This is a genomic window from Candidatus Polarisedimenticolia bacterium, assembly GCA_035764505.1.
Lineage (GTDB): Bacteria > Acidobacteriota > Polarisedimenticolia > Gp22-AA2 > AA152 > AA152.
The window spans coordinates 1-18,210 of sequence record DASTZC010000085.1 but is presented as its reverse complement, the minus strand read 5'-3'; the positions used below and the strand labels follow the sequence as shown (position 1 = coordinate 18,210).

General features: G+C 65.3%; 18 protein-coding genes. 4 read left to right on the top strand and 14 right to left on the bottom strand.

What is annotated here, in order from left to right:
- The 4 genes from VFW45_05835 to VFW45_05820 form a co-directional block, all read left to right on the top strand.
- Positions 1 to 1,680: hypothetical protein (locus VFW45_05835; protein HEU5180290.1), on the top strand; the 1,680-nt coding region annotated here is incomplete at its 5' end.
- The gene (locus tag VFW45_05830; protein ID HEU5180289.1) at positions 1,677 to 2,102 is read left to right on the top strand and encodes a hypothetical protein; all 426 of its coding nucleotides are present in this window, start codon (positions 1,677 to 1,679) and stop codon (positions 2,100 to 2,102) included. The genes VFW45_05835 and VFW45_05830, both read left to right, overlap by 4 nt.
- Before the next feature lie 85 nt (positions 2,103 to 2,187).
- Complete coding sequence (locus VFW45_05825) at positions 2,188 to 2,781, top strand: DUF4136 domain-containing protein (protein HEU5180288.1); 594 nt, start codon at positions 2,188 to 2,190, stop codon at positions 2,779 to 2,781.
- A 131-nt stretch (positions 2,782 to 2,912) separates the two neighbouring features.
- Entirely contained in the window at positions 2,913 to 3,419 is a 507-nt protein-coding gene (locus VFW45_05820) for a PDZ domain-containing protein (protein HEU5180287.1), read from the top strand.
- Positions 3,420 to 3,515: 96 nt separating this feature from the next.
- Here the strand turns inward: VFW45_05820 and VFW45_05815 are convergent, their stop codons facing one another.
- From VFW45_05815 to VFW45_05750, 14 genes are all read right to left on the bottom strand, one after another.
- Entirely contained in the window at positions 3,516 to 4,835 is a 1,320-nt protein-coding gene (locus tag VFW45_05815; GenBank protein ID HEU5180286.1) for a citrate synthase, read from the bottom strand.
- A 70-nt stretch (positions 4,836 to 4,905) separates the two neighbouring features.
- A complete protein-coding gene (locus VFW45_05810) occupies positions 4,906 to 5,796 on the bottom strand; it encodes a GGDEF domain-containing protein (GenBank protein HEU5180285.1) in 891 nt (296 codons plus the stop codon).
- A 262-nt stretch (positions 5,797 to 6,058) separates the two neighbouring features.
- The gene (locus tag VFW45_05805) at positions 6,059 to 6,517 is read right to left on the bottom strand and encodes a hypothetical protein (protein ID HEU5180284.1); all 459 of its coding nucleotides are present in this window, start codon (positions 6,515 to 6,517) and stop codon (positions 6,059 to 6,061) included.
- Positions 6,518 to 6,788: 271 nt separating this feature from the next.
- Positions 6,789 to 7,853 carry a class I fructose-bisphosphate aldolase gene (locus VFW45_05800; protein ID HEU5180283.1) on the bottom strand — a complete coding sequence of 355 codons (1,065 nt, stop codon included), beginning with the start codon at positions 7,851 to 7,853 and terminating at the stop codon, positions 6,789 to 6,791.
- A 97-nt stretch (positions 7,854 to 7,950) separates the two neighbouring features.
- On the bottom strand, positions 7,951 to 8,946 hold the full coding sequence (glk, locus tag VFW45_05795; protein HEU5180282.1) for a glucokinase: 996 nt from the start codon (positions 8,944 to 8,946) through the stop codon (positions 7,951 to 7,953).
- Complete coding sequence (gene zwf, locus VFW45_05790) at positions 8,925 to 10,484, bottom strand: glucose-6-phosphate dehydrogenase (protein HEU5180281.1); 1,560 nt, start codon at positions 10,482 to 10,484, stop codon at positions 8,925 to 8,927. Before zwf ends, glk begins: the two co-directional genes overlap by 22 nt.
- A 1-nt stretch (position 10,485) precedes the next feature.
- Positions 10,486 to 10,947, bottom strand: coding sequence for a ribose 5-phosphate isomerase B (rpiB, locus tag VFW45_05785; protein ID HEU5180280.1), 462 nt, complete (start codon positions 10,945 to 10,947; stop codon positions 10,486 to 10,488).
- 91 nt (positions 10,948 to 11,038) lie between these two features.
- A complete protein-coding gene (locus VFW45_05780; GenBank protein HEU5180279.1) occupies positions 11,039 to 11,527 on the bottom strand; it encodes a hypothetical protein in 489 nt (162 codons plus the stop codon).
- Positions 11,528 to 11,570: 43 nt separating this feature from the next.
- Positions 11,571 to 12,395 carry a hypothetical protein gene (locus VFW45_05775; protein HEU5180278.1) on the bottom strand — a complete coding sequence of 275 codons (825 nt, stop codon included), beginning with the start codon at positions 12,393 to 12,395 and terminating at the stop codon, positions 11,571 to 11,573.
- 244 nt (positions 12,396 to 12,639) lie between these two features.
- Complete coding sequence (locus VFW45_05770) at positions 12,640 to 14,376, bottom strand: cytochrome c3 family protein (protein HEU5180277.1); 1,737 nt, start codon at positions 14,374 to 14,376, stop codon at positions 12,640 to 12,642.
- Entirely contained in the window at positions 14,373 to 15,554 is a 1,182-nt protein-coding gene (locus VFW45_05765; protein ID HEU5180276.1) for a cytochrome c3 family protein, read from the bottom strand. The genes VFW45_05770 and VFW45_05765 overlap by 4 nt, the downstream gene beginning before the upstream one ends.
- Positions 15,551 to 16,687, bottom strand: coding sequence for a cytochrome bc complex cytochrome b subunit (locus VFW45_05760; GenBank protein HEU5180275.1), 1,137 nt, complete (start codon positions 16,685 to 16,687; stop codon positions 15,551 to 15,553). The genes VFW45_05765 and VFW45_05760 overlap by 4 nt, the downstream gene beginning before the upstream one ends.
- Before the next feature lie 17 nt (positions 16,688 to 16,704).
- Complete coding sequence (locus VFW45_05755; GenBank protein HEU5180274.1) at positions 16,705 to 17,163, bottom strand: Rieske 2Fe-2S domain-containing protein; 459 nt, start codon at positions 17,161 to 17,163, stop codon at positions 16,705 to 16,707.
- Positions 17,164 to 17,173: 10 nt separating this feature from the next.
- On the bottom strand, positions 17,174 to 18,210 hold a 1,037-nt coding region (locus VFW45_05750; GenBank protein ID HEU5180273.1), incomplete at its 5' end, for a cytochrome b/b6 domain-containing protein.

Below are 18,210 nucleotides of genomic sequence, written 5' to 3'. Positions count from 1 at the left end.
CTCCTTCCGCCCGAGGGCGTGCGCTACAACATCTCGGGCGATGTCGGGGGCCCGCCCACCTTGTCCCCCGACGGATCGATGGTGGCCTATGCAGCCATTTCCAAGGAAGGGGCCAGCCGCCTCTGGGTGCGCCGGCTCGACTCGCTCGCATCGACCGAGCTGGCGGGAACCGAGGGAGCAACCTTCCCCGCCTGGTCCCCGGACAACCGCTCGATCGCCTTCTTCTCCGACGGCAAGCTCAAACGGGTCGACCTCGCCGGAGGCAATTCCTTCGCCCTATGCGACGCGCCGACCAGCCGCGGCGCCTCATGGGGCGAAGCCGGGATTCTCTTCGAGCCGAGCTACCGATCCGAGCTGCACCTGGTGGCGCCCGGCGGAGGCCCTTCGAAGGCTGTCACCAAGCTCGATCCGGCGCGGCATAGCACGCATCGCTGGCCGCAGCTCCTTCCCGACGGCCGCCACTTCATCTACCTGGCCGCCACGCACCAGGATCTCGATGCGCCAAATTCGGGAATCTACTTCGATTCGCTGGATGGCGGCGAAGGAAAGATGATCGTCCAGACCGCCTCCAGCGCCCAGTTCGCCGCCGGTCACCTGCTCTACATTCAGGGCGGAACGCTCGTCGCGCAGCCCTTCGACCCGACCGAGGGAAAGCTGCTGGGAAACCCGGTCCCGATGCGGGAGAACGTCCGGCTCGACGGCTCCACCTGGAAGTCGATCTTCAGCGCCTCCGATTCGGGCCTGCTGCTCTATGAGCCGGCGCGAGCCGGCAGCGGGAACCAGTTCCTGAAGCAGTTCAGCCGCTCCGGGGCTCTCCTCGCCACCCTCGGCGGCCGGTCCGACTACCTCAACATCCAGATGTCCCGTGACGGCAAGCGCGTGGTGCTCGAGGCCCAGGACACGCCGCGCTCCGATCTCTGGGTGCACGACCTGGCCCGCAATTCCAGGATCCGCCTGTCCTTCGATCCGTCGGACGAGGTCAGCCCGATCTGGAGCGCGGACGAGACGATGGTCCTGTATAGCACCGACCTGGACGGAATCTACAATATCTACGAGAAGCGGGCGGACGGCAGCGGCCAGCCGCGAGAGATCGTCGGCCTGAAGGAGGATTCCTGGCCCATGGACGTCTCGGCCGATGGACGCTATTTGGTCTTGGGGGTCGGAAAGAACGCGGTGCGAACTCGCTCTGACCTCTGGATCCTGCCTCTGAAGCCGCCAGGCCAGCCGGTGCCCTTCCGCGCCACCGAATATTCCGAGCAGGATGCCAGGTTCTCCCCCGACGGACGGGCGATTGCCTACGTCTCCAACGAGACGGGGAAAGAAGAGGTGTACGTCACGACGTTCGACCCGGCGGCCCTGGGGTCGGCGAAACCCGAAGGCGGCCGCTGGCAGATATCGACCGCCGGCGGATCCTGCCCCCGCTGGCGCTCCAACGGCCAGGAGCTTTATTATCGGAAGGCGGACAACGCCACCCTGGTCGCCGTGCCGGTGTCCCGGCGGGGGGATTCCCTGGAGTTCGGGACCGAGACGCCGTTGTTCAGCGCTCCCCAGCGCTGGGACGTCGCCTCCTTCGATCCGGCCCCCGACGGCCAGAGCTTCGTGGTGAACGTCCAGGGGAGCGAGCAGGACCGGCCTCTGGTCCTGGTGACCGATTGGCCTGATACTTTGAAGGGACCATGAGCGCACGCGACGAATCGGGAATTTTTTCGGGGATCAGGCCCCCCACCAAAGCTACGGACCAGGACACTTCCTCGCGTCCCCGCATCCTCACCGAGCTGGTCCGCCACGCCGAGGTGATGGGCGGCGTGCACCGGGAAGATCTCCATTGCGGCGACCGGCTCATCGTCCGGACCCGCAATTCCTGCTACATCATTTACAGCCTTGGAGATGGACGCTACCGCGTGTCGGGAGGCTGGTTCGACAAGAGCGGTGCCTCGCCGGTCACCACCACCATCAACGGCTGCACCTTTGGCGGCAGCGCCATCAAGACCGACCTCATCGCAGGGCGCGGGCTCTTCCTCGAGTTCGGCAACCATGTCCTGACGACCCGGATCCAGCAGGTCCAGGTGATCCGCGCGGAGGATCCCTCCGTCGTCCACTGACCCCGGGCCCGGCCGGTTGAATCGCCGCGCCGCTCGGCCCATAATCCCTCGCCGATCCCGTCCACATCTACGGAGGTTGTGAACCATGACGTTGCGAAAACTCCTCGTTGTCCTGGCCCTCGTGTCGCTGGTCGCGGCCGGGGCGGCCAGCGCGCTGGAATCGAAGAAGGATTACGACAAGAACTTTGATTTCTCCAAGATCAAGACTTTCACCGTGAAGATCGGCACCTCCTGGAACAACGAAATCAGCGAAAAGCGGGTGGTGGAGGCGGTGGAAGGAAAGCTCACGTCCCTGGGCTGGACCAAGGCCGCCGATCCGGCGAGCGCCGACGTGGAAGTCATCCTGCACGGCGCCACCGACCAGAAGCAGGACCTGCAGACCTTCTACACCGGCTTCGCGGGCGGCTACGGCTGGGGCGGCTGGGGAATGGGAATGGGCACCGCCACGACCACTGCAGTGACCTACACGGTGGGGACCCTGGTCATCGACATGTTCGCGCGTGACCAGCACAACCTGATTTTCCGCGGCGCGGTTTCCGACACCTTGTCCAGTAAGACCGAGAAGAACCAGAAAAAGCTGGCGAAGGCCTTGAACAAGCTGTTCGTCAATTTCCCGCCGACCCCCGAGCAGGCGAAGGAAGACAAGGCGAAGGAAGACAAGGCCAAGGGAAAGAAGTAACTTGTAAACACTTGTAAAGCCGGGCCTGCGCGCCTTGTCCGGCCTGGGGGCCCCTTCTATAATCGGGCTCGGTCAACATCCTCAACGCACCGGCCGCACGGCGGCCGGCCCCCCTTAAGGAGACGGGTGACATGAAGAAATCATGGCTCGGGTTCGTGGCGCTGGCCTGCGTGGCGGTGCTGGCCACCGGCGCCGTGCTGGCCGGCGGCGCGGAGTGCCACGGCAAGTCGGCCGAGGCGGCCAACGCCAAGGGCGAGTGCAACATGTCGGCCGAGGAGTGCGCGGCCCACATGCAGAAGGAAATGGCGACTCGCGGCTGGCTCGGGATCGAGAAGGAGAAGGGCGCCGACGGCACCATGACGATCAGCAAGATCTACCCCGGCAGCCCGGCTGAGCAGGCCGGCTTCCAGGTGGGAGACAAGCTGGTCTCGATGAACGGCGTCGAGCTGGCTTCGGCGAGTGAGAAGGCCTGGAAGAACATGAAGAATGCCAAGATCGGCGACACGGCCACCTACGTCGTGAATCGCGGCTCGGAGAACCTGACGATCAAGGCGACGCTGGTGAAAATTCCCGACGACGTCCTGGCGGCGAGCATCGACAAGCACGTGAAGGAAGACCACGCGGCGATGAAGAACTAGCTCGAACCGAGAATCCGGGGGCCTCCGTGCCCCCGAAAAACACAAAGGCCGGAGGAACCTCCTCCGGCCTTTGTATTTATGCTGCCACCTGCCCGTCTATCCGGTCGTCGCCTTGCGGCGGGCCTGCGGATCGCGCTCCTCCATCGGCACGTAGTCGCGCTGCTCGGAGCCGGTGTAGATCTGGCGCGGCCGGGCGATCTTCGTCTCGGGATCGCGCATCATCTCCTCCCACTGGGCCATCCATCCGGCGGTGCGCGGGATGGCGAACAGCGACGGGAAGAGGTCGAGCGGGAAGCCCATGCTCTGATAGATCAGCCCCGAGTAGAAGTCGACGTTGGGGTAGAGCTTGCGGCTGACGAAATAGTCGTCCTCCAGGGCGATGCGCTCCAACTCCAGCGCGATCTCCAGCAGCGGGTTCTTCCCCATCTCCGCGAAGACCTGGTCGGCCATCTCCTTGATGATCTTCGCCCGCGGGTCGTAATTCTTGTAGACCCGGTGCCCGAAGCCCATCAGCCGCCGCTCTCCCGCCTTCACCCGCTTGATGAACTCCGGCACGCGGGAAAGCGAGCCGACCTCGCGCAGCATCCGGATCACCATCTCGTTGGCGCCGCCGTGCAGCGGCCCGTAGAGCGCGGCGGTGGCCGCCGCCACGGCCGAGTAGGGATCCACCTGCGAGGAGCCGACGCTGCGCATGGCGCTGGTGGAGCAGTTCTGCTCGTGATCGGCGTGCAGGATGAACAGCACGTCCAGCGCCCGCTCCAGCACCGGCTTCGGCCGGTACTTCAGCTCGGTCATCTTGAACATCATGTTCAGGAAGTTGCCGGTGTAGGACAGGTCGTTGTCGGGATACGCGTAGGGCCGGCCGATGCTGTAGCGATAGGCGAAGGCCGCCAGGGTGGGCATTTTCGCGATCAGCCGGACCGACTGCCAGCGGCGCGCTTCCGCGTTGGTGATGTTCTTGGCGTCGGGATAGAAGGTCGACAGCGCCCCCACGGTCGACACCAGCATCCCCATCGGATGGGCGTCGTGCCAGAACCCTTCCATGAACTTCTTGATGTTCTCGTGCAGCAGCGTGTGGTTGGTGATCTGGTGGACCCAGTCCGCCTGCTCGGCGCGCGTCGGCAGCTCGCCGTTCAGGATCAGGTAGGCCACCTCCAGGTAGTTGCTGCGCTCGGCAAGCTGCTCGATCGGGTAGCCGCGGTAGTTGAGGATCCCCTTGTCGCCGTCGATGTAGGTGATGGCGCTCTTGCAGGCCGCGGTGTTGGTGAAGGCCGGATCGTAGGTCATCAGGCCGAAGTCGCCGGGGTCGGTCCGGATCTGCCGCAGGTCCATGGCGCGGATCGTCCCCTGCTCGATCGGGATCTCGTACGTTTTCCCGGTCCGATTATCGGTAATCGTCAGCGTATTCTTCGGCATGGCCCCATTCCTGGCGAGAGAGGGGAAAGTCTAGCATCCCCGAGGGATGCCTCACAAGCGCGAAGCAGGCTCAGGCGATGCAGATGCGATTCCGCCCGAGGTTTTTCGCCCGGTAGAGCGCCTCGTCGGCCGCGGCGACCAGCGACTCGAGGGTGTCGCCATGGCGGCGCAGCTCGGCGATTCCGCCCGAAAGAGTGATGCGCGTCGTCGTCGCGTTGCCGTTCTCGTCCACCCGCGTGAAGACATGCTCCTCGACCGCGCAGCGGATGCGCTCGGCGGCGCGGCGTGCTTCGGAGGCCGTCGCCTCGGAGAGATAGGCGAGGAACTCCTCCCCACCGTAGCGCGCCGAGACGTCGGTGGTGCGGAACCCCTCCCGCAGGAGAATTCCCACCTTGCTCAACACGAAGCTCCCCATCAGGTGGCCCAAGCGGTCGTTCACCAGCTTGAAGTGATCGAGATCCATCATGATCACCGCCAGCGGCAGCTTGAACCTCAGGCAGCGCTTGATCTCCGGCTCCATCGCGACGCACAGCGACTCCTTCGTCAGCAATCCGGTCAGCTGGTCATAGGCGATTCGGGCGCGAATCTCGCGATGGAAGCGGGCGTCGAGCGCGTCGTGGAGGACGAACTTCAGAATCGTGTCCCCCAGCCGGATCTTGTCCCCTTCCCGCAGCTCGGCCCGGTCCACCGGCTCGCCGTTGACCGTCATACCGTTGGTGCTCCCCAGGTCCCGCACCACCACCTTCTGCAGCTTGTGGGCGGGGTCCCAGAAAAGCTCGATCCGCGCATGGCGCCGGGAGACCTTCTCGTCCAGGATCCGGATCGGCGCCTGCTCGTCTCTACCGAGAGTCAATTGGGCGCGCCGCAGACGGTATTCCCGTCCCAGCTCCGATCCCTGGATCACGACGAGACCCGGGTGGTCGCGCTTCAGGCGGGGGCTGTCCAGGACGGTCGCCGGCAAGGCGAGCGTCTGATCTCCGGACGCCGTTTCTTTCCCGTCCTTCTTCTTCGCTCTGGCGGACGGCTTTCGGTCTACCTGGCCCCTGGGCATGGCTCACCTCACGACTTCCGCACCACTTCCGCGGGGAATTTAGGTTCCGGGAGGGGAAAATGCCGGGGAAATGCCGCCCAAAACCGCCTTTGAGTCGGCTTACTGGGATACCGACAGGGTCCGGCGGGACGACTCGATCGGGTTGGAAATTCCTAATTTTAAAAGAGTTGCGCTATTTCGGCTGCGCCAGGTCGTCCTCGACCATGTGGACGCCGTTCACGAAGTAGGAGGTGTCGCCGAAGCAGGTGGTCGGAAGACCCAGGTGCTGCTCGTAGTGGATGCGGACGCGCTTCCCAAGGGATTCGTTGATTCGGGCCGCGGTCTCGGCATCCCGCACCGTGAACTCGAAGATCTGAGGCATCGCCCCGGGAAGGTTGGCCATCGCCAACTCCCCTTCCCAGGTCTTGCAGAGCCATCCTTTGTTGGAGAATTTCTGGATATAGCCGACCCGCTCCCCTTTCGAGTAGGAGTAGGAGAACATCACCCAGATGTAGAGAAGGACCAGGATCGGCACCCCGACGACGAGAAACAGGATCGTGCGGAAGAGGGTGCGTTTGATCCTCGCCCCCATGGTCGGTGGAGGTGGCGGAGTTGGAGGAGTCGGAGGGGTCGATGAGCGAGACAGCGCCACAGCGTCTCCCGGGATGACGCGCGCATCGTAGGCTCAGGGTGAGTCTCTGTCAATCGCCGGTGAAGCGATAGTGACCCGGCGGATGAGCTGCGGTGTGCGGGCGCCGACGTTTCCAGGCCGGGAACCGCCGCGGCGAAGCTGCGGCGCGTGGCGGATGAGCTGCGGCGAGGCGGATGAGCTGCGGTGTGCGGGCACCGTTGGTTCTAACTCAGCATGAACCCGACGCACACCGTCAGCTCTATTCGCCAAAGCATCTATGCGCCAAATTACCTCAGGCCACCGAAACTTCCTCACACAGATAGACGTCTTGAATTAAGTTGAGCAGCTGGACACCTTCCTTCAGGGATTTCTGGAAGGCCTTGCGTCCGGAGATAAGGCCCGTCCCGCCGGCCCGCTTGTTGATCACCGCGGTGGTCACGGCATCGGCCAGGTCGTTCTTCCCCGAGGCGCCGCCGCTGTTGATCAGCCCCGCCCGGCCCATGTAGCAGCTGGCCACCTGGTAGCGGCACAGGTCGATTGGATGGTCCGACGTCAGCTCGGTGTAGACGCGCTCATCGGTCTTCCCGTACGAGGCGCCGCCCGCATTGAGCGCCTTGTAGCCGCCGTTATTCTCCGGAAGCTTCTGCTTGATGATGTCGGCCTGGATGGTGACCCCCAGGTGGTTCGCCTGGCCGGTCAGGTCGGCCGACACATGGTAATCCTTGTCCTTCTTGAAGCCGGGGTTGCGCAGGTAGCACCAGAGGACCGTCGCCATCCCCATCTCGTGCGCCGCCGCGAAGGCCTGGCTGATCTCCACGATCTGCCGGTCGCTCTCCGCCGATCCGAAATAAATCGTGGCCCCCACCGCCGCCGCCCCCATGTCGGAAGCCTGCTTCACGGTCCCGAAGAGGACCTGGTCGAACTTGTTGGGCAGCGTCAGCAGCTCGTTGTGGTTGATCTTCACCAGGAAGGGAATCTTGTGGGCATACTTGCGGGATACGGAGCCGAGGACGCCGAAGGTCGAGGCCACGGCGTTGCACCCTCCCTCGATCGCCAGCTTCACGATGTTCTCGCCGTCGAAGTAGTCGGGGTTTTTGGCGAAGCTCGCCCCGGCCGAATGCTCGATCCCCTGATCGACGGGGAGGATCGACAGGTAGCCTGTCCCGGCCAGCCTGCCGTGGTTGAACATCCGCTCCAGGTTCCCCAGCACCCGGTTGTTGCGATCGGACTGCGAAACCACCCGGTCGATGAAGTCGGGACCCGGCAGGACGAGCCGCTCGCGCCGGATCTTCGGCGTCTCGAATCCCAGAAGGAAGTCGCTCTTGTCACCCAGGTGCTTGCGAATCTGGTCGATCATGAAGGCTCCGCTCCGGTGGAACTTGTGGCTTTGTGCTTCGATTGAGGGTTCGGGAATTGTACCATTCCTGGCGCCGGGGCCGGCTTTCGCCCGCGGGTTAGACGGCCCGGGCGGCGCGCCTGGCCGCGCCGAGAAGGGCGGTGCGCGGGTTCAGAATCACCCGCACCGGCACCTTCTCCAGCAGCTTGCGGTACCTTCCCTTCGCCAGGAACGACTCGATGAAAGTCCTCTCGCGCAGCTTCGGGAGGATCTTTGGAGCGATCCCACCCCCCAGATAGAGGCCCCCTGTCGCCAGGACCTTCAGGACCAGGTTCCCTGCTTCCGCCCCGTACAGCGAGACGAAGCGGTCCAGCGCCAGAGAGCAGAGCGGCGAGGTCCCTTCCAGCGCCGCGATGGAGATCACCGCGGCCGGATCCTCCTCTGCAAGCTTTCGCGCCAGCCATTCCGGCTCCTCGCCTCGCCCCGATTCCTTCAGGAAGCGATAGAGGCTCACCAGCCCCGGCCCGGAGACGACGCGCTCGTAGCTGACGTGCCCATGGATGCCCGTCAGGTGCCGGAGCAGCTCCATCTCCACCTCGTCGCGCGGAGCGAAATCGGCGTGGCCCCCTTCCGAGGCCAGCGGCCGGTAACCCTCCGCATCGTGGACGAGCAACGCCTCTCCCAGCCCCGTCCCGGCCGCGATGACCGCCCGATTGCCGCGCGGCTCGGCTTCTCCCGCCTGCAGGACCTCGAAATCCTCATCGCGCAGCGCCAGGGTCCCCCAGGCCGTCGCCTCCAGGTCGTTCAGCAGTTCCACCCGGACGCCGCCGATCTGGCGCGCCACCGACGCGGCATCGACGACCCATTTGATATTGGGAGTCTCGACGCGCCCGTCGCGGACCGGTCCCGCCACGCCGAAGCAGGCTGCCTTGATTTGCGCGCCCTTGTCTTTGAGGAACTCGGCGAGGATCGCTTCCAGGCCGGGGAATTTCTGGCTGGGGAAATCTGCCTGCGCCCGCGGGACCGGCACGCCCCCCTGCACCTCGAGCAACGCCACCCGGGTGGTGGTGCCGCCGATGTCGCCCGCCAGGATCAGCCTTCCAGGGGTCTCCATTCGCGACCGTCCCGCTGCATCAGCTCTTCGGCTTCGGGCGGCCCCATGGAGCCCGCCGCGTAGTTGGGGAAGGAGCGGGGCGGCAGCGCCTTCCAGACATCCAGGATCGGCTGGATCACCTCCCAGCCCGCCTCCAGCATGTCGGCCCGCTGGAACAGCGTGGCGTCGCCCGTCATGCCGTCGTACAGCAGCCGCTCGTAGCCGGTGCTCGGGACGGTCTTGAAGTAGTCGACGTAGCTGAAGTCCATCTCCACCGCCCCGATGTTCATGATCGGACCCGGGACCTTGGCGCCGAAGCGCAGGGAGATTCCCTCGTCCGGAGCAATCCGGATGACCAGGCGGTTGGTGCGCAGACGGTCCACCGGCGTGTTGCGGAACAGGATGAGCGGCGCCCGCCGGAACTGGATGGCGATCTCGGTATAGCGCTTCGCCATCCGCTTGCCGGTGCGGATGTAGAAGGGCACGTCGGCCCAGCGCCAGTTGTCCAGCGCCAGCTTCAGAGCCACGAAGGTCTCGGTGTTGGAGCTCTTGTCCACCTGGGGCTCCGTGCGATACCCGGGCTCCTTTTCGCCTTCGATGACGCCGGGACCATATTGACCACGCACGGTGGTCACCAGGACCTTCTCCGGAGTCGGGGGCTGGATGGCGTGCAGCACCTTGGCCTGCTCGTCGCGCACCGCGTCGGGCTGAAACGAGACCGGCGGCTCCATGGCGGTCAGCGAAACCAGCTGGAAAAGATGGTTCGGGACCATGTCGCGCATCGCGCCGTAGCGCTCGTAGTAGCCGCCACGCCGCTCGACCCCGACCGTCTCGGCGAGGGTGATTTGCACGTGATCGATGTAGCGGCGGTTCCAGATCGGCTCGAAGATCCCGTTGCTGAAGCGGAACACCAGGATGTTCTGGACCGTCTCCTTCCCCAGGTAATGGTCGATCCGGTAGATCTGCCGCTCCTCCAGGTGCATCTTCAGGATCGAGTTCAGCGCCTTCGCCGACTCGAGGTCCCGCCCGAACGGTTTTTCCACCACCACCCGCCGCCACTGCCCGCTTTCCTCACGCGTCAGGCCGACCGCGTGCAGCTGCCGGACGATCTCGGCGAAGAACTCGGGCGCCGTGGCCAGGTAGAACAGGATGTTGCCCTTGGTCTCGTGCTCCTTCTCGATCTTCGCCAGCTGGTCCGCCAGCTTCTCGTAGGCGGAGGCATCCTTGAAATCGCCGCCGCAATAGTGGATGCGCTCGAGCATCCAGCTCCAGATCCCGGGATCGACAGAGGTGGTGGCAAACTCCTGGATCTCTCCCGAGAGTTCCTTGCGGAAATCCTCGTCGGAGCGGCCGCCGCGCGAGAAGCCGACGATCGCGAACTGCTTGGAGAGCAGCCCCGCCTGGGCCAGGTTGATCAGGGCGGGGACCAGCTTGCGCTTGGTGAGATCGCCGCCCGCGCCGCAGATCACCAGTGTGCAGGGATCGGCCGGGCGTCCGGTGGGGGTGGAGGGGGCCACCGGAGGCGCCGGAACGGGCTGCGGCTTCGAGGTGCGCGGCATCTCAGGCTCCTTCCTTGAGGAAGCGCTTCTCCAGCGCCTTGACCTTGTTCAGCCGCCGGACGTGGCGCTCTTCGTTGGAAAAGGAGGCGGCCAGGAAGGCATGCACGATCTCGCGCGCCGGCTCGACGCCGATGATGCGCCCGCCCAGCACCAGCACGTTCATGTCGTCGTGCTCGACCCCCTGGTGGGCGGAGTAGGTGTCGTGGCAGACGGCCGCGCGGATGCCGGGGACCTTGTTGGCGGCAACCGAGGCCCCGACGCCGCTGCCGCACGTGAGGATCCCGCGGTCGGCCTTGCCGTCCTTCACGGCCAGCGCCACCGCTTCGGCGGAATCAGGGTAATCGCAGGGAGTCTCGTCGTGGGTCCCCAGGTCGAGGACCTCGCATCCGGCTTCCTTCACCCACTGGACGAGCAGGCGCTTCAGCTGGAATCCCGCATGATCGGAGCCGATGGCCACGCGCATCGTCGTCGAATCCTCCCGAGGCGCTGCCCCTATTAAGACCCCAACTCTCGGGCCGGGCAAACCGCGGAGCGGCCGCCCCCCAGGGGCTTCCTTACTTAATCAGCGGCATCTCGGCGTTGATCTGCAGGTCCAGCAGCATGCCGAGCACGTTCTCCACCTGGATGAAGCGCGCCGCGGTGACGTTGGACGTGGCCTTCGCGACCCTCTTGAAGTACTTCTCCCGCAGCTTGAGCTTGTCCTGCTGGACAGCGAACCAGTCGCGTGCGAAGGATCCGATCTCCTCGCTCGACATCTTGCCGTAGCCCGTGACGAAGCGCTTCACCAGACTGACGCGCCGGTCGCCGATGGCCGACAGCTCATTCTCGTACTCCCGGTAGATTGGCCAGAAGGCCGCCCCCTGTGCATCATCGAGAGCCAGGGTCTCCGTGAGGATCGCCACCTTGTCCGTCCGCAGATCGCTGCGGAGCAACTCCACATACTTGTCCACGGTGGGTTCCTGGGCGAGCGCCGGGATCCCGAGCGCGGCCGCCGCGATGACACACAGGACGACCCCTGCACGGAATCTCTTTTGCGGATTCATGAAGCTCTCCTCCTTCGCCGGCCCGTTCAGACGCACAAAGATCCTAGAAAGCCATCTTCAGATAGAGCTCGAGCCCGGAGACCTCGTAGTTGAACCGGGCCGTGTAATCCCCGGTCTCATAGCGATCGAGGTCGATGGAGTACTCGGACCATCCACCGCCCACGGCGAAATGGCGGGTGGGGTACCACTCGTAGCGGATGGCCCGCTGCCCGATCCCGCCCTTGATACCGCTGTAGTCGATACGCAGGGTCCGAAGATACATTTGAATGACGGTGCGCCGGGTGATCCGCCAGTCGAGCTGCAATCCCAGGAGCGGCACGGGAAACTGAAGGTCGACCTTCTTCTCGTACTCTCCCGAGATCGGATTCCCGTCCTGGTCGACGACATTGCCGTTGGCCGACAGCCCCGTGCTCAAATCGAGATAGCTGAACCCCGCCGAGCCCGAGATGTGGACCTGCTCCAGCTGCAGAAAGTCGTGGCGATAGGCAGCGTAGATGAACTTGGAGCCGAACTCGGCGTCCACGTTGGCGTCGGCCAGGAAGGTCACGTTCCCCCAGTCGACATCTTGTTCGATGATACGCCGGGCCTTGCGATGGAAGTCGACATAGCCGAAATCGACGTAGCCTTTCTTGCTGAAGCGATAGAAGCCTTCCGTGTACCAGTACTGCTTCGAGATGGGCAGGTCGAAGACGTCCTCGAAATTGACGAACACTCCCGCCGGACCCTCGGTCAGAGACAGGGATCCCTGGGTGTCGAAGCCGGCATCCACGCCTCCAGCCTGCATCTTGAACCGGTCGGGAACGTCGGAGGGGAAATCGGCACGGGCAGTGCCGGTGGCGGCGATCGCTGCGAGGAGGAGCGCGGCCATCACGGCTCCGCGCGGCCTGAGGACGCGAGCGGACCTCAACCGTCGATCAAGGGAAAGCAACGCGTCGGCCCTCGACAAGCTGCGCATGACTGGGATCTCCACGAGAAAGTAAAGACCGGATCGGACCAAGTGCGGCCCGCTCCCGAAACGGATCGCTCCTGTTTTTCAGAGGTGCAGAACCGTCGTCGGGAAGATCAATTGGTCGCAGAGGATAGCACAAACTTCGGGGAAACCCGGGGCCGCCTCAGCCATGGCAGCCGGTGCAGGTGTCCTCTTTGATACGCGGCGGCTTGCCGGGCGCCAGTTCGTGGCAATCCGCGCAGGTCTGGCCCGCCTCGTCCAGGTGGAAGACGTGGCTGAACTCTCCCCGCGCCACTTTGAACGTCCGGGTGCGAATCTGCGCATGGCAGGCCAGGCAATCAGCCCCGGCCTTGGCGTGATGGCAGCTCTCGCAGCCCGACTCGTCGAAGCGGACTATCTCGTCTTTGGCCCGCTCCTCATGGGTACGGTGGCACTCCTCGCAGTGGAGCTTGGACTTCATGACATGGGGCTCGTGGCGGAACTCCCGGCCGAAGATCTGGCCGCGCTGGGAATCGATCCCCTCGTGGCAGGAGAAGCAGGGCGATTCATACGGCGGGGCCGGCCAGGGCTCCGGAAGCGCCGGTTGTCCCCGGGAAGCACGGGCGCGGTTCAGATCGTCGTGAGATTGCCGCAGCAGAGCATAGGCGTACCTGATGTTGTGGATGCCGTTGGCGCGCTTCACCAGGTCCAGGTTGATTCGCGCCTGCTGCAGAGCCGGCGGGTCGGGCCCCCGCCCGGCGGCCGCCGTCTCGGCCAGCTGCCGATCGACCTGCGCCGTCCTCTCGGCCACCGTGCTCTTCCACAGGCGGTAGATTCTCAGGTACGTCGGCCCGTGGCAGGACATGCAGGAGATCTCCGAGGCCTTGCGGGTCCCGCCCGAGTGCCCCGGGATCTGCAGGTGGCATCCCTCGCAGCGGACTCCGGCGAGGAACATCGGATCGGGCATCGTCTCCACACCGATGCCTCCCAGCCCGGCGTAGAGACTCATCTGCGGCGAGTGACCCTGCTCGTGGCACGTGGCGCAGGCCGTCGCGGCCGCTTCGATGCGCGGCGCTCCCACGTGCTGGATCTCCAGGTGGCAGTGCAGGCAATCCACCTTGTGGATCGTCACGTGCTGCTCGTGCAGCAGCTCGGTGTCGCCGTAGGCGGCCAGGCGAGCCGGCTCGTTGTGGCACGTCACGCAGCGCTCCTTCGGCACGTCGCCGTCGCTTCCCGCCGGGCGCGCGTGGCAGCTGACGCACTGCATGCCGTAGCGGCTGACGTCCGCGTGGTTGAAGGTGAGATTGTCGCGGTGGATCACCTTGTCGGGAACCTGATGACAGAGCGAGCAGCGGGCCGTGCCGGCTCCGGCAGTCTGCCCCTTGAAATGGCACAGGATACAGGTGCTCGGGGTGACGGCGATGTGGCTCCCCTGGACGATCTGTGAGTGGCAGGAGGTGCAGCGCAGCGTTTTCCCCCGCCGCATTCCCGCCAGGTGCGCCGAGTGATCGAACAGGACGTCGCCGAACAGCTCCTTGCCGGCAAGCAGGCGGCGCTCGTGACAGCGCAGGCAGGACGCGTCGTCGATCTCGGTCCAGGGGTTGGTGCTGTAGGTTCCCGTGAAGTAGCGGGCCACCATCGACAGCGCCTCATATTTCTTGCGCAGCTCGGCGGTGACCCCCGGCGGGATGTGGCATTCGACGCAGGCGATGTTCTTGTGAGAGGAATGCCTCCACGACTCGTAATAAGGCGCCATGATGTGGCACGAGCCGCAGAAGGCGGGCCGGCTGCTGACTTCCATGGCCGTTCCCATGGCCACCACGCCGATGCCCAGGATCATGGCGAAAGCCAGCCCCACGATCCGGACGCGCAGCCCGGCGAGCGCGCCGAGCAGCCGGGAGCCCTTGCCGCCCTGGCTCACCGGGACGACTCCGCGACCGCCTTGCGCCGGAAGCGGAACAGCAGCGCCAGGGTAATCAGCAGATAGAACCAGAAGACCAGGAGTCCCACCACCAGCCACCTGCGGCCTTGCAGCTTGCCGTTGAGCTCCGATTCCACCTCGCGGGCGATGCCGCGCCCTCGGCCGGTGAGCGACTCGACGCTTGCCAGATTCAGGGAGTGCATGGCGGGGAGCGACTCGAGCAGGGCGGTGCGGGCTTCCTCGAGCCGTGCCCGGTAGTCCTCCACGTAGAGCGGAATGGCCGCGGCCCGCTGCACCAGGGCATTCGCCTGCTCGATCTCCTCGGAGGCGCGCGAGTAGGTGGTCTTCATCTGCTGCGACAGCTTCGCCTGCGCCGAGTCGGCTGCGTGGCAGTTGAGGCAGACACTGTCCAGCATCGCCACGTCCGCCGGCCGGTTTTCGTGGCGATCGTGGCAGGCGGCGCATTCCGGCAGGCCCGCCTTGTCCATCGCCTTCTTGTGCGGACCCTGCAGAAAGTAGGTGCGGGTGATGGCATGGCACTGCCCGCAGATCTTGTCGACGTCTCCCAGTCCGGGGGGCGTGGCTCCATGGGCTCCGTGGCAGCGTGTGCAGTCGGGCGCCGCCAGGTTGCCTTTTTCCAAAAGGAGCTTGCCATGGACCCCGGCGGCGAACTCGGTGGAAGCGTTGGCCTGCAGACCGTAGGACGCCATCAGCTTCGCGTCGCCGTGGCACTTGCCGCAGGTCGCCGGAATGTTGCGCACGTAGGTGCTGCTGCGGGGATCCTCCGGCGGCAGGATCTCGTGCGAGCCATGGCAATCGATGCACACCGCGACCCGCTCGTCTCCCTGGGCCCGCAGCTGCCCGTGACGCGAGGTCTGGTACAAGGCGTACTGATCGGTGGGGAGATTGTAGGGGCGCATTTTCTCGACGTCGGAGTGGCAGGTGGCGCAGAGCGCCGGGATGTCGCGGCGCTTCGGAACACCGCGGAAGCTGCCGGAGTGGGCTCCCTGGACCGTGATGGCCTCGGCATTGCCGCCATGGCAGGCGGTGCAGGTCACCTCTTCCGCGTGATGCTGGCTGCGATCGAACAGCACCCTGACATCGGGGTGGCACAGGACGCACTGGTTCGTGGTGGAGGCGCCGGCCACGGCGGCGGCCAGCAGAAGCGCACCGATCATTTTCCGACCTCCATCCGGTAGCCCAGCCAGGTGAAGACGAGCCACAAGGCCAGGACCGCGACGCCCAGGAACAAGGCGACGCGGCGCTGCGACGCGGTGCGGCCCGGCGTGCGATCCAGGAAAGGCAGGAGGACGCAGCACGCCAGAATCGCCTCGAGCAGGAGTCCCCTCAGCCAGGGCGGCACCAGGGTCGGGATCGATTCCAGGAAAGCGTGCGAGGCCAGCAGGTACCAGGCCGGCCGTACTCCCACGGGGGTGCTGAAGGGATCGGCCGCGGACAGGTAGGGGGAGGGCAGCAGCGTGGCCAGCGTCACCAGGCAGCCGAAGACCAGCGCGGCGAGGATCACCAGGTTGTACAGATGGACCTTGAAGATCCCGCTGCCGGAGCGGCTCTCACCGGCGGAGTGCGACAGCCCCACGCGGCGCACGGTGGAGAAGTTCAGATAGAACAGGCAAACCAGGAGCAGCGGCAGCGCTACCACGTGCAGGAAATAGAAGCGCAGCAGCACCAGCGTGTCGGGGCTGGCTCCCCCCAGGAAGAAGGTGAGCACCCACCCTCCCACCGGCAGGGCGCTCAGGACCTCCGTGCCGCGGATGGTCTGCCAGTAGCCATGCTGATCCCACGGCAGGAGGCGCCCGGTGAAATCGGCGGCAACCGCCGCGAGAAACAGCAGCGTCGAGACGATCCAGAGCGCCTCTCGCGGACCCTTGTACATTCCCTGGAAATAGAACCGCCAGACGCGCACCAGGAGGATGAGGATCAGCAATCTCGCCGCCCAGCCGTGTACGTGGTGCACGAACGATCCGAAGCTCACGTCGCGCACCAGCATGGTGACCGAAGGGTAAGCGTCCCCTGCGGTGGGCTGGTAGTAGAGCGCCAGCATCACGCCTGTCACTCCCAGGAACAGGAAAAGGAGCATGGAGAGGATGCCCAGCACCCGCGGCCAGCGGGCGTAGGAAGGAAACGGGCGGCTCAGCGCCTCGGCGATCGCCTCCTTGAGAGGCCGCCGCGCATCCAGCTCGGTGGGAAACAGCCCGAAGCTGGTCAGGAACGAGAACATCTCCGTCAGGTTGAAGCGCTCTTCCAGCCAGCCGCGCAGCGAGGCGTCCTGCCGGTCCGGGTCGGGGGGCACGGGGGATTCTCCTTTGCTCACGAGCGGATCACGATGTCATCCGCCTCGATCTCGACCCGCAAGGGGGCCAGCGGACGGGTGGGCGGTCCTGACAGGACGTTGCCGTTCTTGTCGAAGGCCCCGTTGTGACAGGGGCAGTCGAAGCTCTGCCTCGACGAGTTCCACTTGAGGACGCAGCGCAGGTGGGTGCAGATGGCCGGCAGGGCCAGGACCTGCTCCTCGGAGACCCGAATCACGTAGAGCGGCTCGGCGCCGTGGCGGATGAAGCGGGCTTCCCCGACCCCGAGAGTGGAGAACTTGCCGCCCCGGACGATCCCCTCGCCGGGCCGCTGCTCTTTCTCCGGCGCCTTCAGAAACGTGAAACCGACCACTCCCGCCGCCAGGGCCCACAGCGACAGGAATCCCTGGACCAGCCAACGCAGAAAAGTTCTCCGCCCCGTTGCCAGCTCCGGCTCGTCCCTCAGCGGTGCGGACACGCACTCCTCCTCATGCTTCCTCCAGTTTCTCCGGCTCTTGCTCAGGCTCTTGCTTGGGCTCTGGCTCCTGATCCCGCCGCCGCAGCGCTTCAAGCTCCAGCGGGTGCTCCTCGGCCATGACCGACTCGGGCATCCGTCCGGAGAGCCAGGCGGTGTTCATGGGATAGACTTCCGGATTGAAAATCACATAGTAGAGATGCCAGACGATGATTGCCAGCGTGGCCAGCCAGGCCTCGTAGAAGTGCACCGTCCTGGAGATGTCCCACCCCAGCTTGGTGAGCCACGAGATGAACAGATTCTCGAACGCCATGATGACTCCGGTGACGGCCATCACCAGCGTCCCCCAGACCAGCGCCCAGTATTCCATCTTCTCCATGTAGCTGAAGCGGCCGAAGCGGGGCTTCGCGGCGGGGAGGCCCAGGTTGTGCAGCAGGTTCTGCCGCGCATCCGTGACATCCCGGCGGCATGGCAGCATGTCCTTGAAAAACTCACGCCCGCGCCGCGTGCAGGCGAGATAGTACAGATGCGCCAGGCTGGCGCCAATCATCACCACGGCCGCAGTCCGGTGCGACAGGCTGCGCAGATCGAAGGCGTGATCGCTCAGGCGGCGGATCCCCTGGACCCACCACGCCTCCGGATAACGCAGCATGAACCCGGTGATCACCAGCACCGTGAAGCTGAGCATCAGCGCCCCGTGCTGCAGCCTCTCCGCCAGCGTCATCCTCAGGTAGAGGGCGTGCCCGTGAATCTCCTCGGCCGCTTCGCCCCTGCGGACTTTCAGCCGGTGGCTGGACTTGCGCAGGAAGTCCAGCAGGTTGTGCAGGAACATGCCGCCCACCACCACGACGATGAGGCCGACGTACAACGTGGCGATCCAGTAGAGGATCGGCTCTTTCGCTTTCTCCATGGTCACATGTACCGATCCCACGGAGAAGCGCCGGGTGGCACCGGGATGGCAGCGGCCGCACGTGAGGGAGAGATTCGCTCGGTTGACGCTGGAAGTCGGGTCGGCACTGGCCTTGATGTCGTGCGCTCCGTGGCAGCTGG

Coding starts and splice junctions, on each gene's coding strand:
- VFW45_05830 (HEU5180289.1), top strand. CDS start 1,677: ATGAGCGCACGCGACGAATCGGGAATTTTTTCGGGGATCAGGCCCCCC.
- VFW45_05825 (HEU5180288.1), top strand. CDS start 2,188: ATGACGTTGCGAAAACTCCTCGTTGTCCTGGCCCTCGTGTCGCTGGTC.
- VFW45_05820 (HEU5180287.1), top strand. CDS start 2,913: ATGAAGAAATCATGGCTCGGGTTCGTGGCGCTGGCCTGCGTGGCGGTG.
- VFW45_05815 (HEU5180286.1), bottom strand. CDS start 4,835: ATGCCGAAGAATACGCTGACGATTACCGATAATCGGACCGGGAAAACG.
- VFW45_05800 (HEU5180283.1), bottom strand. CDS start 7,853: ATGATCGACCAGATTCGCAAGCACCTGGGTGACAAGAGCGACTTCCTT.
- glk (HEU5180282.1), bottom strand. CDS start 8,946: ATGGAGACCCCTGGAAGGCTGATCCTGGCGGGCGACATCGGCGGCACC.
- zwf (HEU5180281.1), bottom strand. CDS start 10,484: ATGCCGCGCACCTCGAAGCCGCAGCCCGTTCCGGCGCCTCCGGTGGCC.
- rpiB (HEU5180280.1), bottom strand. CDS start 10,947: ATGCGCGTGGCCATCGGCTCCGATCATGCGGGATTCCAGCTGAAGCGC.
- VFW45_05780 (HEU5180279.1), bottom strand. CDS start 11,527: ATGAATCCGCAAAAGAGATTCCGTGCAGGGGTCGTCCTGTGTGTCATC.
- VFW45_05775 (HEU5180278.1), bottom strand. CDS start 12,395: ATGGCCGCGCTCCTCCTCGCAGCGATCGCCGCCACCGGCACTGCCCGT.
- VFW45_05765 (HEU5180276.1), bottom strand. CDS start 15,554: ATGATCGGTGCGCTTCTGCTGGCCGCCGCCGTGGCCGGCGCCTCCACC.